The sequence below is a fragment of the uncultured Boseongicola sp. genome (genome assembly GCF_937988555.1).
Classification (GTDB): domain Bacteria; phylum Pseudomonadota; class Alphaproteobacteria; order Rhodobacterales; family Rhodobacteraceae; genus Boseongicola.
On sequence record NZ_CALJXO010000383.1, the window covers coordinates 1 to 13,655 of the forward strand.

Genomic DNA, 13,655 nt, shown 5'->3' on the forward strand with positions numbered 1-13,655 from the left:
TCCAACTCCCAAGCGATTGAGCCATTTGTCGTGACCTGCCCCCCGATGCTCCCTCATAGATAACGAGAGTTTGCGGCCTGCAAAGCCAACCGATCCTACAGTAAAGCTGCCGGGCAATGGTCCGCCTGGATTACGGAACACCACATCTCGCAATGCCAGTGCGGCACTGGACGACTTTGCCACACTATCAGGGCCTTGGCTCGGCGCAGACGTGACCCAACGCGGCAACAGATGTAGGGCTTGGATATCGCCTAGGTTAGGATTGGCAGTCGCTTTCATCGGAACAGGCCCATCGCGCACGGCGCTTTAGGTGATGAGATACCGCAATAACCGCCGCGGCTTGCACGATCATTTTACGTCCAATAAGTTTGCATTATCGGACATAAATATGATACCCAACAGATATGCCAGAAAACAACGATAAATCGACCGCAAACCCAACGCAACGCCCCAACACTGACAAGATCGACGAGAGACAGGAAGCGCAAAACGACGCTATCGCCCTGCCCTCTCATGTCGCCGGATCAGGGACGCTTGATCGGCTGGTCGACACCGCACGCGCCTATGCCGCCCAGGCAACGGCAGAGAACACCAACAAAGCCTACAAGAAGGACTGGGAGCATTTTACCCGGTGGTGCCGCAGGCGCGGCGCAGATCCGCTTCGTGGCAACGCCCCTGATCCTCAATTGATTGGCCTGTATATTGCCGACTGTGCCGCCCCTCAGGATGGGGCCCCTGCCCTCTCAGCGGGCCGTACGCGGCCGCAGGCGGCGGTGCGGCCTCTTGCGGTCTCAACCATTGAACGCCGCTTGTCAGGCCTTGTTTGGCACTACCAGCAGCGTGGCTTCACGCTTGATCGGAAAGATCGCCACATTGCCACCGTGCTGGCAGGCATCCGGCGCAAGCACGCGCGGCCTCCGGTGCAAAAGGAAGCAGTATTGGCCGAAGACATCCGCGCCATGGTGGCCACCCTGCCCTTTGATCTGCGCGGGCTCAGGGACCGCGCTATTCTGCTGATCGGCTATGCGGGCGGTCTCAGACGCTCCGAAATTGTTTGCCTTGATCACAGCCGCGACGACCTCGGGAGCACCGACAGCGCCACCGACAGCCGCGGTTGGGTCGAAATCGAAGACGAAGGGGCCATTCTGGTCCTGCGCGGTAAAACCGGATGGCGGGAAGTTGAGATTGGCCGAGGGTCTGCTGAGCAAACCTGTCCAGTGCACGCGCTGGAGCAATGGCTTCATTTCGCCAAAATCGACTTTGGACCGCTGTTTCGACGCACGGCACGCGACAACAAGCGTGTTCTTGAGGACCGCCTTTCCAGCAAACACGTCGCAAGGCTGATCAAACAAACTGTGCTGGACGCTGGCATTCGGAGCGATCTGCCCGAGAAAGAGCGCCTCGCTTTGTTTTCTGGGCACAGCTTGCGGGCTGGTCTCGCGTCCAGCGCTGAGGTTGACGAACGCTATATACAGAGACACTTGGGCCATGCTTCGGCGGAAATGACCCGCAGGTATCAGCGTCGCCGCGATAGGTTCCGCGTTAATCTGACCAAGGCCGCCGGGCTGTAGGGCGGCAGTTGTTCGCAGGCAAGAACCAGCATCGCTGCGCCTCTATTCTGTGAAATATCCACAGGAATACAGGTCAGCATGCTGGTTACTACACTAAAAATTGCACGTAGCCCTATGAAAGACCCGCCAGGACACCCTTAACTCTTGGAAGACGGTCCAGCGTTGCATCCAAACGCTCCTGCCACCCAGGCCCCGCCTCACGAGCGTCTACATAGGCTTCCAAAAGCTCATCCGGTCGATCTTCCGCCAACACCTCGATCAAAAATGCCGCCTGCAGCCGATCTTTCTCGGCTTTCAGGCTGTCAGCCCCGTCCTGCCGGCGGTCTGCAATGATCAGCTTGTGAATTGCAAACCGCTCCGGCCGCGGGACCTGCACCAGAACACCACCGCGGTAAACCGCAACGGCCCTGATAGGGTCGGCAATCAGATAGTTCAGGTGATGCAGTGACTGCGCGTTCACGCCAAGCCCTGCCAAAGGGCGGATACCCTCTACTTCCTCGAAGGACGGTGTCAGAAATTCGACCATCAGATCATTTCGGGTTTGGCGCCAGCGCCAAACCCCATTGTCGTCACTACTTGGAACCGGCGCAAAAGAAAAATCACCCAGCACCTCCAGCAATGGCGGTGCGCCGACATCTTCCAAGGCCAGCGACAGGTGCTCGAAACTTGCAATGTCGATGTCACCGGTTTGAGCCATATCGTCGATGCTATACCGAACGCCCAAAACGCCTTCATAGAGCCTAAATGCGTGCGTTTCCACGACTGTGCCGCCGAGGCGAAACACGCCGGCCCCGGCCAAAGCTGACATCAGGCTGCCGGTCGCGGCATCTACACCCTGAAACCCCTCGGCCCGTAATATGCGTATTAGTCGCGTCCGATGCTTATTGCGGTCTTTAACACCTTGGCGGAGAGCTTTGAGGTCATCGAGACGCCCGCTAAGCTCAGGGCTTTCCTCGCCAATATAGTTTTTACGCACGTCCGAGCCAATACGATAGCTGTCGTACCAATAGATCTTTCCATTTCGGTCGACTCGTGTGGGTGTTCCACGGATACTTGATGACGCTTCGTCCAAGAGTGAGCGGCGCAAATCGTGATAAGTTGAATGCGCTGTTACCGAATGCCTATCAATCATTGCCACACCTCGTGTTCAACAAAACTTATTACCGTTGAGCATAGCGCCATGTTCAACAATAAACAGATTAGTTGAAGATTCCAAATAATGCGGGCTGTAATACGCTTCCGTTTTCATTGCGGCGACCCCAAAAAACTGCACCTTGGATGCAGGTCTCCTGCCCCACGTTCTGGACTATATCCCGCGACTACCCGCCCGACTCCACTATTTTTTCACTGCTGAAGCTCTGCTATCACAAGAAGAACGCCCGCTTACAAAATGCAGGCTCGCAGTCCTTCTGGTCAAATTCGACTGGTTTAGGCTCGAAAATCAGTTTTCAAACAGGTAGCGCAAATTTTCCATCGCCTTCTCAATCAGGACCTGATCCACCTCCGACCCCGATATCCGGATTAGGTGGCCGCGGCGGTCATGTGAGCGTTGAATGCTGATGCCGTTCGAAAGATGCAATGTGTCCTGCTCCTGCCATCCTGACAGAGGAGAGTTTATCTTTGGGCGCCCTCCTTTGGTTCCAGGGCCAGCATCTTTCTCAAACTCATCAATAACCTGCTCTAATACCGACCATTCAAGCTCCGCACTGGTTCCCTGCCCGCCTGCAAGAACGTCCCGCAATCGCGATTCAGCACCGTTGCGCAGCGCTGTGGCCAACCGCAAACCGTCTTTTTCCTTCAGGCTATCTGGGAATTGCAACATGTCACCGAGCTCTTCAAAGATCAGTGAGAAAGATCTGATCTTGGACCGCTTCGCCTTTGATGCGGTGCTGAACATATTTGCTACCGCGTCCTCTGCACTATGGAAAACCCCTTGCTGGGCCGCGATCACCGCTATGCGCCCACGTTCAAAATGGGAAAGGCTAGAACGGACCTCATTCTCCTCGACCATCGCAGCAAACGCTCCGCCAAGATCGTCGGGATTGCGAACCAGCGCCTTGATCGTCAGGTATTTTTCGTGATTTGTGAGTGCGAGTAGGTCTCGGACAGCACGCAGGCGGCGGTAGCCCGATAGCAGACCAAATGGTCGGGGACTGATACTGTCTGGTTCGCGAGCAAAGACCTCAATCGGAAGACGCAGACCATGGGCCGCGATCGATAGCTTCAGCTCCTCCATTTCCCCCTGATCCAAAACCATTCTGTCACGCACCATGGCATCATCCATAATGCTATCGAGTGTCAGCTCTTGAATGATCCGACCTTGTTCGGTCGCGCTGCGATGTGCCTCTGCATCTGACTTTTCACGGGCCTGTTCGGCACGCTCTTCGGGAGAGGATATTTCACGCGCCATCGCGACCTCTGCCGACACCTTCGAAATTGGGGCCATCGCCCCAGATGGGCGGCTTGGGGTTTCGCGGCGAAACTCTTCCTCGAACCGAGTCAGATCATCGGCACTTGGTGTCGAGACTTTTCTACGCTTGGCCATTCGACCCCTCCGCCTTTAGTTCTTGTTGATCACGCCACCATGCGCCGAGTATTATCTCTTTCACTTCAGCCCAGGTTCGATCAAACGTTTCGCGGCCTCGGACATAGGTTTCCCGGTTGAATTCCCGGTAATCCGCTTCGTAAATACCGTTTACCTGCTCACCCGCCTGTCCAACCATCGCCGTCAAATCCTGACGGAAAGTCGTCATGAGGTCACCAAAATAAGCTTGGATGACATTCGCCATGTCCGTCTGTTGCGCCGCATCAAATCGGGTGATTAGCGTTCGGACAGCGTCCCATTCAAATCGAATGTCTTCGAGCCCGTGCTTGCGCCGCTGTGAGTTTTCACCATCCTCAATGCTGGCAAAAGTCGAATAGAGCATATCAAAAAAACGACCTGTGGAATCAAATTCAAGGAACGACGCGCCAAGCGGAACGAGAAGTATATCAGCCGCGGAGAGCGCGTTGATCGTCAGGTAGCCGAGGGCAGGGGGGGTATCGAGCAAAATGATGTCATAGTCCTGCAAAATACCACTGTCGGTTAGACCATTCAGCAACCCATCCCATAGCGCCCAAGAGCCTGATTGCATGCGCCAAACTGGTACCTGAAACTCTGCCCAATAAAGGTTAAGCTGCGCTCCAATCAGGTCAATGTTGGGCCAGTGGGTATTCTGAATAAGGTTTCGCGGCGAAACCTCGGCGGCTTCTGTCAGGGTTTCGTCAAGCTGAATTTCTGGCTCACCACGCGCTGCACGCACCTTATTCTCGCCCTTTAGGTGGAGCGCAAAATCCCGGGCCAGAATCGGAAACGCTGTTTGCCATTCATCTTCAACCTGCCCCCCCATAATGCTCGTCATCGAGCCCTGACTGTCCAGATCGATCACCAACACCTTGTATCCATCCAAAGCAGCACTCATGGCCAGGTGCGCACAGGTAGACGTTTTGCCCACACCACCCTTGAAGTTGGCCACCGCCACAACCTTGGCATCAGCACCTTCAGGCCGGTAGGGGCGGTATTCCCGGTTGGCCGCTCCCTCGGTCGCAAAATGATCGCGCAAAGCGATGACCTCTGACAGAGAGAACCATTTCGAATTCCCTTCGCCTGCGCCTTGTGGAAGATCAGAGTGGGCTTTGAGGACCCTGCGAAAATGTGCTGGAGCCACGGGGATCAAGTAGCGACAGATTTCCCATGTCGAAAACTTCCGAAGTCGCTTGAACCCATCAGGGGCATGACCGCCCCTTTTCAGCTCATCACGCCCCTTGGCCGCAAATGTTGCCGCTCGCGCGAATCGCGCCGTGTCGCTAGGAAGAGATAGCTTCGCGGCAGCAGCGGCTGGATCAATACCAAAATAGGGTGGTACATCCGGTTTAAACGAAGATGTCATGCGTTCTCGCCAATGTTAGGACATTTACCAAGTTCTTAGTAAACTATCGCACATCAAATCGAAATTGGAAATCTATAGCCCGCGAAATCCTAAATATCAGAAAAAAACACATGATCATCTGTTTAATTTATTTGGATACTTTAAGGACTTTATGTGCTGGTTACCGTTACTTATCAATCTATTAGACCATCTTTGGTGCCCAGTTACAGGGCGTAGGGGACCCTGTTACAGGACAAAGAGCGCCCAAAGCCGGGCCATAGGGGACTGATTCGCAGGATATATAGTCTAATGCCCCTATTAGGCACTATAAAGGCTGATTGCCGGAAAGTTCCCGGCGCAGTTGTCCCGTATACGGATACCTAAGGGCACCCTGTAAACACCAAAGGAACCCGTCTACGGGCCTCCTGAATGCCAGATAATAGGTATCCACCGAAAGATTGAAAGAGGGTTCCTTCGCGGGTATAGTGAAGCAAGGATTCCAAAGAGAATCGGCTGAACAGGTGCAGCAATGGAAATTGATATCCCAAAGGGAAAGCTGACGGGCGCGCTGCGGCGTGGGGCTGTTAAGAAACACGTGGCTGCAATTCATGTGTCGGGTAAACTGTCATTGCTGCAACGAAAGCTATCCAATGTGTTGTTGCTAAATGCGTATGACATGCTGACCCGGCAGCAGCGCTTTCAAATCGACGCACGCACGCTGTGCTTGATGGTGGGGTATAATTCAAATGATTTTGATACGCTGAAGCAGTCGTTGCGCGGGTTGGCAGAAACCGTCGCAGAATGGGACATGCTGGATGAAGCCGGACGTCAGGAATGGGGCGTTTCGAGCCTGTTGAGTTATGCCAAGTTGAAGGGCGGTGTCTGTGAGTATGCGTATTCACCGGCACTCGCGGAAAAGCTGAACGATCCAAAGGTGTTCGCGCTGATCAATCTCAATATACAGAGACGGTTTACCAGCGGCCATGCCCTTGCACTATATGAAAACTGTTATCGTTTCCATCGGACGGGAAGTACCGGCTGGTGGTCACTAGAGACGTTTCGCCGCCTGATGGGGGTTGAGGGCAGCAGCTATTATGAAAGCTACAAACATCTGAACGCCAAGATCATCAAGCCAGCAACGGCAGAAGTGAACCGCACGAGTAATATCGTCATCGCGCCAGAGGTCCGAAAGCGGGGCAGGGCGGTGACTGACATTCGATTTGTCATAAAATCAAACCCTCAGCTGGCAATTCTAGATTTGGATGACGGCGAGGGTCTTCGCAAGGCGCCCGTTTATGACCGTTTGCGCGCTATGGGCGTTTCGGACCGGCTGGCGCGGCAGTGGCTGGAAGAACATGGTGAAGATGTTGTTACAGGTAAGCTGGACTTTGTAGCAGGGCAGGGGGGTGTCAAAAGCCCGGTGCGCTACATGGCGGCGGCGCTACGTGATGACTTCGGTTCATCGCCAAAGCCAAATGGCAAAGCGGAGGGAGAGGAAACGCCGCTGAGCGAGCGAGCGGCTCGCTTGAAGCGGGTGCGAGATCTGGCGCTGGCCCGGACGCCAACGCAACGTGATGCGGATAGACAGTTATTTGCATCAACAATACAACGTCCCGCCGCCCGCGATGATTTTGAGCGCCACGGCTGGATGTCTGCACTGAATGCAAAGGAAATATCCGCGTTCTGGGCGGACCTGTTTCCTGATGAATTTGTCGGGCTTTGACAGGCAAATTCGTCGGCTCTGGCCCTAACTTTTGGCCAGCGTGGGTGTCGCCATCACCCGGGTGCCGAAATCGCAGCACAGATTGATTTTGATGCGCATATGTTGTGCGCATATGATCCATCTGTAGTCTCTCGTTCGAAGGAGATCAGTCCATGAATTCTCAGTCGCGCAAGCCCACGAACCTGTCGCTTGACACAGCCTTGCTCACAGAAGCCAAGGCGTTGAAAGTTAACCTATCGCGTGCGGCAGAGGAGGGGGTTCGCACTGCCGTGGCAACCGCCGGAGCCGCGCAGTGGCAAGCTGCAAATGCGGCGGCACTCAAGAGCCCCAATTCTTACGTTGAAAGGCATGGACTGCCGCTTGACAGGTTCCGCCCGTTCTGATGGCGAAGTACGATGTGTTTCGCAATCCATCTGGCGATAGCTTCCTTTTAGATGTGCAGACCGATCTTTCGAGCGACCTGAACACACGGATTGTTGTGCCGCTCTTACCAAAAGCCAATTCACCTATGCGCGCTGCCAGCTCAATCCGACCTTTGAAATAGACGGTGAACCCGTCGTAAGGCTCCCGCAGGGCTTTTGATTGAGTTCGCCCTGGCAAACCACGGTTTCTGGTTGCCATGCGTAACTTAGACAACCTGTTTGCCTGCAAGCCCAACGAAAGACTGCACTACATGTGGTGATTGTTTAGCAAACACTACACAATACTTGATTTTGTTCTCTTTATGTTCTATATTATCTTTTACAAGAACTGAGGAGCGAGACAATGCAGCAATCACACTTTGAGACAGCCTCTTTTGTTGCAGGCAGCAATGATTATCACGTTCTGCCCGCGACTGAGAAACAGATCTTGTTCGCGCAACAGATAGCAAAACGCTCAAACATTGACCTGCCTGATGAGGCCTTGGTTGACCGCCACCAAATTTCTCGCTGGATTGACGCACACAAGACAGCTGTTCCTGTATCACGGTTCTCGGATTACCCGTCATCAAAGCAGGTTGCGTTCGCGGAACGGATCGCTCGTATCAAGCGACGCGATGTGCCGCAGGAGTGCTTTCGGGACCGAACGATGATGTCCTCATGGATAGACAGTAATCGTTGATGGCTTGCCTGGTCCGTTGTAATTTGATGATATTGTAAAACACCGATAATGCAATTTTATTGGACATAAAAAAATCATTCAAGCCGGGGCGGTTATTGCGGTATTTACTGGTCTAAAGCGCCGTAAACGATTAGCCTGTCGTTATGAAAGCGACTGCCAATCCTAACCTAGGCGATATCCAAGCCCTACATCTGTTGCCGCGTTGGGTCACTTCAGCGCCGAGGCAAAACACTGATAGTGCAACATTTTCATCCGGCGCAGCGCTGGCTTTACTAGATGTTGTGGTGCGAGATCCAAGCGGTATATTGCCCGCGGCGTTGCTGCGCGATCGTTTAGCTTTGGAGGCGGCTGCGGCCTGCCTGAAACTTGAAGGGCGCTTTGAGTCTACGTCCGATATCCGAGATGCGGTCTGTTTGGTGCGGGCAGGGGATGCCTTGGGCCCAGCGGGTGAGATGTTTGTGAGGTGGCGCAAAATTGCTCGGGTCAATCTTAGCGTATTCTCTTGGCTGGCGCAGGTGAGGAAGCTTTTGCCCGATCGGGTGGCGGAAGACTTTTCGGAGCTTGGCGTGTTTGACGGATCGCCCGTCGCCCAGGCGGCAGGGGTGTTAGCTGATGCGCTGCAACGGTTTCCTCGCGAGGAGGCAGCGGCGCTGATGCTGGCCGATGTCGCCCTAGCCCGTGCGGTTGGATGGGAGCGGTCTGTGCCGATACTTGCCGCGCATCTGAATCGCGCGGATGTCCGGGCCATTGCCGACGGTGCGAGCGATGCGCGATTACGCGTTGATCAAGCGATGATTGACGCCTGTGATGCGGCCATTCGCAACGCGGCCGATCTGTCTCGCCGCGCTGCCAGGCTGAACGCGATTGCGCCCAAGCTACGGACGAAGGGGGCTGGAGACGCTCTGGTGCTGTTTCTCGGTCATGACGCGGTGTCGCCATCGGGAATGCTCAGTCCGATGATCCAAGGCACCACCTTTGCAATGACGGGCCGCGCGGCACGGCGGCTGTGTGATCGATTGGTTGATCTTGGAGTGGTGCGTGAACTGACCGGGCGGTCGACGTTCCGGCTGTATGGGGTGTGAAGGTGGCCGGGGACGCATTTGACCGAGAGCTGGAGGACCTGCCGCCTGATCTTCGTTGGCGGACCTGGATGGGCCGGATAGAGGCGGTGATCTTTGCCAGTGCGGCGACCGTGCCGCGTGATGACCTGGCGCGGGTTGTGGGGCAGGGGGCGTCGGTCGATTTGTTGATTGAGGACATCCAGGCGGAATTGACGGGTCGCCCCTATGAATTGGTCGCCGTTGCCGATGGTTGGTTGATGCGGACGCGGGTGCCATTTGCCGATGCGATCCGGACGGCGGCGGATGTGAATGAACAGTTGATGGATTTGAACGAGTTTGAAGTCGCGGTGTTGGCGGCTATCGCTTACCACCAGCCGCTGACCCGTGACGGACTGAAGGATATCTTCGGCAAGGACATCAGCCGCGATCTGATTGGGCGATTGCGGACGCAAGAGTTGATCGCAACGGGTCCGCGTAGTCCGCGGGCGGGGGCGCCCTATACCTATTTGACTACGCAGAAGTTCCTTGTGACGTTCGGGATGGAAAGCTTGCGGGATTTGCCAGATCGGGAAGGGTTGGTGGATGCGGGTCTGGCGGAATGACCATCTGGTGAGCGAAAGGGGAGCGTATCCAGAACGGACAACGACATTGTGATGTTTGCGAGATTTTGTCCGCTCCGGTACTTTGTTAGAGATTGATCGTTTTGTGACCTATCTGATCTAAAGTGTTAAGAAAAACGAAAATGGTTACACATCGGGATGATCATGTTGACGCCCGCCTACGATGTCCATCTGGACGAGGAATTTAACAGTCTTATCTGGGTGCTTGTAGCTCAGGTATTATCGGAACTGGGATGCTGTCCTTTGCTCGCGGCGTCATAATACCCTAAAGATTACACAACTTGAAAACCTAAATATATTACAGCATCAAACCCTAACGGTTGAATGGGCAAGAGGTTGTAACATGGCTATGGCAGCAGAAAAGTTGGCGTAATCTCTAGAGCTCTTGCGTGTTCTAAAACGAAGGGTGTCACAGCGGTTCGATCAAGTGACTTAACTCGGACCCATCGGGAACGATTCCTAATATCTGGATTTATCAAAGTAGTAATAAAGGGTTGGTACATCACGTCACAACCCGACGAGATCGCCGGCGAAGGCACGGCCTGGTACGCGTCGTTTTGGGGGTTTTGTGCGCAGTACCTTTCTGCCCGATTTGGCGAGGACTGGTCCTTGTCTCCTGAGCAATCCCTACAGTTGCACGCAGGCGATACGACAGTTCCGGTACAGCTGCTCGTCCGAGCGCTGAAGGCAGGAAACATGAAAACTGACTTCCCACACAGGACCTCCATCTTCGAGACCCGTGCAACGTTTGCGCGGGAAGACGCGCTCATCGTTAAAGATGGTTTACGCCTGTTCTCAATGGAAGAAGCGCTAATACTTGTGCCCGAAAATTTCTTCAAAAAGAACGCTACACACGCAAGGACGATCCTGGCGATTATGCCAGATGCTTCTGCACTCCTCGCTCGGCTTCTGGAGGGCGGGCACACCAGCTCAGCTGGACGTTTGGCGGGGGCGTTTCGAGCAGTGCTGACGTCAGACACGCGTCAAATGTGCTATTGCATTAGTCAGCCGAGTCCCTCGCTTGCCACGCCCGGTGCATTGAGATACGGCGCCTTCTGCTGGATGAAGTAGGCCGCAACCGGCTGAACGACCTCTGGCTGCGTGGCTCCTACAAATAGAGGACTTAGGGGTGCGCGGGAACACACACGGAGCGATGTTTCGGCGCAATTGATTTAGCGACGTATGCTTTAAACTTGTTCTGATGAAATTTGTCGATATTGGGAACGTGCAGCCGTTCTACATCTCAGATTTTTTCGAGCGGACATTGACCCCCAAAAAGGAAATCAGACATGCAATCTCCCGTCCCAAGCTTCATCCATTCACTGCGAAGCCTTTCCACGATGTTGTCTACCGCGGAAGCCCACTGCGAAAAGCGCAAGATTGATCCGGATGCCTTTCTTACGGCGCGGCTCTTTCCTGACATGCTGAACTTCACGCGCAATGTCCTGATTGCTTGCGATACAGCAAAAGGCCTTGCTGCGCGGTTGTCGCAAACGGACAACCCAAGTTTTGAGGACAACGAAACGACTTTTGGCGAGCTTCAAGCGCGGATCACTAAAACGATTGAGTTCATGGAATCCGTGCCCGACGCGGCTTTTGATGGGGCTGAAGATCTTGAAGTGGTCATGAAATTTGGGCCAGAGGAGCACACATTCATCGGCTCCAACTACCTCAGTGGCTTTGCAACACCAAACTTCTATTTCCACATGACGACCGCCTACAACATTCTGCGTCATAACGGCGTAGAAATTGGCAAGCGGGACTTTCTTGGTGCCGCCTAACGGCAACACTGCGCGCAGCCCAGTTTTTCATTGCCGGTAAAGCACCGATGACAATTGACCCAATAAGAGCGAGTATTTCATTTAGGAAGTATCGATTTCGGGCAAAAGTCATCCGGAAATGAGCGCGCATGTTTGCATTTTACGACTTTGAAACAACAGGCACTTCGCCAGCCTTTGATCAGCCTCTGCAGTTTGCGGCGATCCTGACAGACGACGCGTTCAATCAGATTGAGCGCGTCGATATTCGATGCCGGCTTTCTCCTCACATACTGCCAGCGCCATGGGCTCTGGCTATAACGGGCGTATCGACGGAACAGCTGATTGATCCGAACCTGCCCTCCTGGTTCGATTTCTCACACCAGATAAGTGACCTGATCAGACGCTGGGCGCCGTCGACCTGGACCGGCTATAATACGCTCGCTTTTGATGAGGAGTTTCTCCGGCAGTCGTTCTACCAGAACCTACACTCTAACCTTTACCAGACCCAATTCGACGACAATGACCGCCTTGATCTCATAAAGGTGGTCTATGCAGCGCGGTATCTGGAACCAGACATCCTTGAATGGCCGCTTGACGATCTGGGCCGCGAGAGCTTCAGACTGGATCGTCTCGCCCCTGCAAACGGATTTACTCATCACGACGCCCACGATGCTCTTGGCGACGTAGAAGCGACGATCCATCTTGCGAGGCTCATTTGTGATCGAGCCCCCGCAGTCTGGGACCAGTGCCTCAGAAACCGCGACAGACATGAAGCCGGCCAGCTGCTGCAGGCCGGTCATCCCGTAAGCCTGATCGAACGGTTTGGAGCGGCGCCTCCGCGATCCTATTTTGGCGTTTACGCCGGCACCAATCCGCAGAACCGCAACTCAATGGCGTTCCTTGATCTGGATCTCTGTGATGCGTCGATTGTTGATGCTGACGATCGAGAGTTTGCAAGAGCGGTTTCCGCGTCACCCAAGCGGATCCGTACTATTGCTATCAACAAAGTCCCAAATCTTTTTCCAGTTGGGGTTCCAAGCGATGTGCATGAAGCCATTGCCCAACTGGTCGCTTCGAGGCCGGATTTTCATAAGCGCGTAGGGCAGGCTCTGGCCGACAGGTTTGCCGATCGAGAGTCGCCCGAACACGTCGAGCAGCAAATCTACGGTGGTTTCTACAGCGCCGCCGACAAACAGATTCTTGAAGACTTCAAAACATTCGACTGGAAACGGCGTTCTGAGCTTGTCGAACTGCTGGAAGATTCACGGTTGAGGCAATTGGGGATGCGCCTGATTTTCTGGCACGCGCCGCAGTTTGCTTCCAGGGCGTACCAATCGTCGGCTCAAACTGCGATCCGGGACCGTTGGCTGGCGAACGAGCCCAATAGGCCATGGACGACACAAGCAGCGGTCGACTTGCAGTTGGATGAGATTGAAGGCGCTGACACCCTGGACCGGGATCGCTTTGCAGAACTTCAGGATTTCTACAAGCGGCGGATTTCAGAAGTGAGGTAAGTCTACCTGACCTGTCTGTCGGGAGGTAAGTTGCGGGCGTGCTGTCAGTCTGGAGCTAGCTGGTCCGGGGTCAAATTTCCCTGAAAGCAGGGAAATTTACAGGGAAAACTCGAAAACATGGTGGATATCCCGGGTTTGTCTTCCCAATTTGGAAAGAAAAACAATGAGTTGCAAGTGAATTCCCTAAGCATATGAACAGGGAAATTCATTGCGCCTATTAGTGTAATGACAAGGCCGAGCCGGGAAACGATCGTGCGGTGTTGTCACATTAACCGACCTACGATTGCTGGCTTATTGATTTTGGCATATCAGCCGATGACGCAAATACCGTCCATTAGCTATAAGCGTCACCATTTTCCTCCGCAGATCGTGGCTCACGCGGCTTGGCTTTACCTGC

The 13,655-nt window shown here is 54.2% G+C and carries 13 protein-coding genes; 9 read left to right on the forward strand and 4 right to left on the reverse strand.

Going from position 1 to position 13,655, the window contains the following annotated elements; translation table 11 throughout:
* A partial coding sequence (locus Q1B15_RS22760; protein ID WP_299758423.1) for a hypothetical protein occupies window positions 1–279 on the reverse strand: 279 nt, incomplete at its 3' end.
* Window positions 280–404: 125 nt separating this feature from the next.
* Between Q1B15_RS22760 and Q1B15_RS22765 the strand changes: the two genes are divergently transcribed.
* Window positions 405–1,571, forward strand: coding sequence for a tyrosine-type recombinase/integrase (locus Q1B15_RS22765; protein WP_299758425.1), 1,167 nt, complete (start codon window positions 405–407; stop codon window positions 1,569–1,571).
* Window positions 1,572–1,683: 112 nt separating this feature from the next.
* Here Q1B15_RS22765 and Q1B15_RS22770 read toward each other — a convergent pair whose 3' ends face one another.
* The 3 genes from Q1B15_RS22770 to Q1B15_RS22780 form a co-directional block, all read right to left on the reverse strand.
* Window positions 1,684–2,703 (reverse strand): GSU2403 family nucleotidyltransferase fold protein, encoded by a 1,020-nt coding sequence (locus Q1B15_RS22770; protein ID WP_299758427.1) that lies wholly within the window; start codon window positions 2,701–2,703, stop codon window positions 1,684–1,686.
* Between the two features lie 309 nt (window positions 2,704–3,012).
* Window positions 3,013–4,116: a chromosome partitioning protein ParB gene (locus Q1B15_RS22775; protein WP_299758429.1), complete on the reverse strand. Its 1,104-nt coding sequence runs from the start codon at window positions 4,114–4,116 to the stop codon at window positions 3,013–3,015.
* The gene (locus tag Q1B15_RS22780; protein WP_299758431.1) at window positions 4,103–5,500 is read right to left on the reverse strand and encodes an AAA family ATPase; all 1,398 of its coding nucleotides are present in this window, start codon (window positions 5,498–5,500) and stop codon (window positions 4,103–4,105) included. Before Q1B15_RS22780 ends, Q1B15_RS22775 begins: the two co-directional genes overlap by 14 nt.
* A gap of 508 nt (window positions 5,501–6,008) precedes the next feature.
* On the opposite strand from Q1B15_RS22780, the gene Q1B15_RS22785 reads away from it, so the two are divergent.
* From Q1B15_RS22785 to Q1B15_RS22825, 8 genes are all read left to right on the forward strand, one after another.
* Complete coding sequence (locus tag Q1B15_RS22785) at window positions 6,009–7,202, forward strand: replication initiation protein (protein WP_299758433.1); 1,194 nt, start codon at window positions 6,009–6,011, stop codon at window positions 7,200–7,202.
* Window positions 7,203–7,354: 152 nt separating this feature from the next.
* Window positions 7,355–7,585 carry a type II toxin-antitoxin system CcdA family antitoxin gene (locus tag Q1B15_RS22790; RefSeq protein WP_299758435.1) on the forward strand — a complete coding sequence of 77 codons (231 nt, stop codon included), beginning with the start codon at window positions 7,355–7,357 and terminating at the stop codon, window positions 7,583–7,585.
* Window positions 7,585–7,746 carry a CcdB family protein gene (locus Q1B15_RS22795; protein WP_299758437.1) on the forward strand — a complete coding sequence of 54 codons (162 nt, stop codon included), beginning with the start codon at window positions 7,585–7,587 and terminating at the stop codon, window positions 7,744–7,746. The genes Q1B15_RS22790 and Q1B15_RS22795 overlap by 1 nt, the downstream gene beginning before the upstream one ends.
* A 700-nt stretch (window positions 7,747–8,446) precedes the next feature.
* The gene (locus Q1B15_RS22805) at window positions 8,447–9,385 is read left to right on the forward strand and encodes a DUF1403 family protein (protein WP_299758441.1); all 939 of its coding nucleotides are present in this window, start codon (window positions 8,447–8,449) and stop codon (window positions 9,383–9,385) included.
* 68 nt (window positions 9,386–9,453) lie between these two features.
* A complete protein-coding gene (locus tag Q1B15_RS22810; protein ID WP_299758449.1) occupies window positions 9,454–9,966 on the forward strand; it encodes an SMC-Scp complex subunit ScpB in 513 nt (170 codons plus the stop codon).
* Between the two features lie 714 nt (window positions 9,967–10,680).
* Window positions 10,681–11,055 (forward strand): hypothetical protein, encoded by a 375-nt coding sequence (locus Q1B15_RS22815; RefSeq protein WP_299758443.1) that lies wholly within the window; start codon window positions 10,681–10,683, stop codon window positions 11,053–11,055.
* 218 nt (window positions 11,056–11,273) lie between these two features.
* Entirely contained in the window at window positions 11,274–11,765 is a 492-nt protein-coding gene (locus tag Q1B15_RS22820) for a DUF1993 family protein (RefSeq protein WP_299758445.1), read from the forward strand.
* Window positions 11,766–11,893: 128 nt separating this feature from the next.
* Window positions 11,894–13,258 carry an exonuclease domain-containing protein gene (locus Q1B15_RS22825; protein WP_299758447.1) on the forward strand — a complete coding sequence of 455 codons (1,365 nt, stop codon included), beginning with the start codon at window positions 11,894–11,896 and terminating at the stop codon, window positions 13,256–13,258.
* The last annotated feature ends 397 nt before the right edge of the window (window positions 13,259–13,655 follow it).

Coding starts and splice junctions, on each gene's coding strand:
- Q1B15_RS22765 (WP_299758425.1), top strand. CDS start 405: ATGCCAGAAAACAACGATAAATCGACCGCAAACCCAACGCAACGCCCC.
- Q1B15_RS22770 (WP_299758427.1), bottom strand. CDS start 2,703: ATGATTGATAGGCATTCGGTAACAGCGCATTCAACTTATCACGATTTG.
- Q1B15_RS22775 (WP_299758429.1), bottom strand. CDS start 4,116: ATGGCCAAGCGTAGAAAAGTCTCGACACCAAGTGCCGATGATCTGACT.
- Q1B15_RS22780 (WP_299758431.1), bottom strand. CDS start 5,500: ATGACATCTTCGTTTAAACCGGATGTACCACCCTATTTTGGTATTGAT.
- Q1B15_RS22785 (WP_299758433.1), top strand. CDS start 6,009: ATGGAAATTGATATCCCAAAGGGAAAGCTGACGGGCGCGCTGCGGCGT.
- Q1B15_RS22790 (WP_299758435.1), top strand. CDS start 7,355: ATGAATTCTCAGTCGCGCAAGCCCACGAACCTGTCGCTTGACACAGCC.
- Q1B15_RS22795 (WP_299758437.1), top strand. CDS start 7,585: ATGGCGAAGTACGATGTGTTTCGCAATCCATCTGGCGATAGCTTCCTT.
- Q1B15_RS22805 (WP_299758441.1), top strand. CDS start 8,447: ATGAAAGCGACTGCCAATCCTAACCTAGGCGATATCCAAGCCCTACAT.
- Q1B15_RS22810 (WP_299758449.1), top strand. CDS start 9,454: ATGGGCCGGATAGAGGCGGTGATCTTTGCCAGTGCGGCGACCGTGCCG.
- Q1B15_RS22815 (WP_299758443.1), top strand. CDS start 10,681: ATGAAAACTGACTTCCCACACAGGACCTCCATCTTCGAGACCCGTGCA.
- Q1B15_RS22820 (WP_299758445.1), top strand. CDS start 11,274: ATGCAATCTCCCGTCCCAAGCTTCATCCATTCACTGCGAAGCCTTTCC.
- Q1B15_RS22825 (WP_299758447.1), top strand. CDS start 11,894: ATGTTTGCATTTTACGACTTTGAAACAACAGGCACTTCGCCAGCCTTT.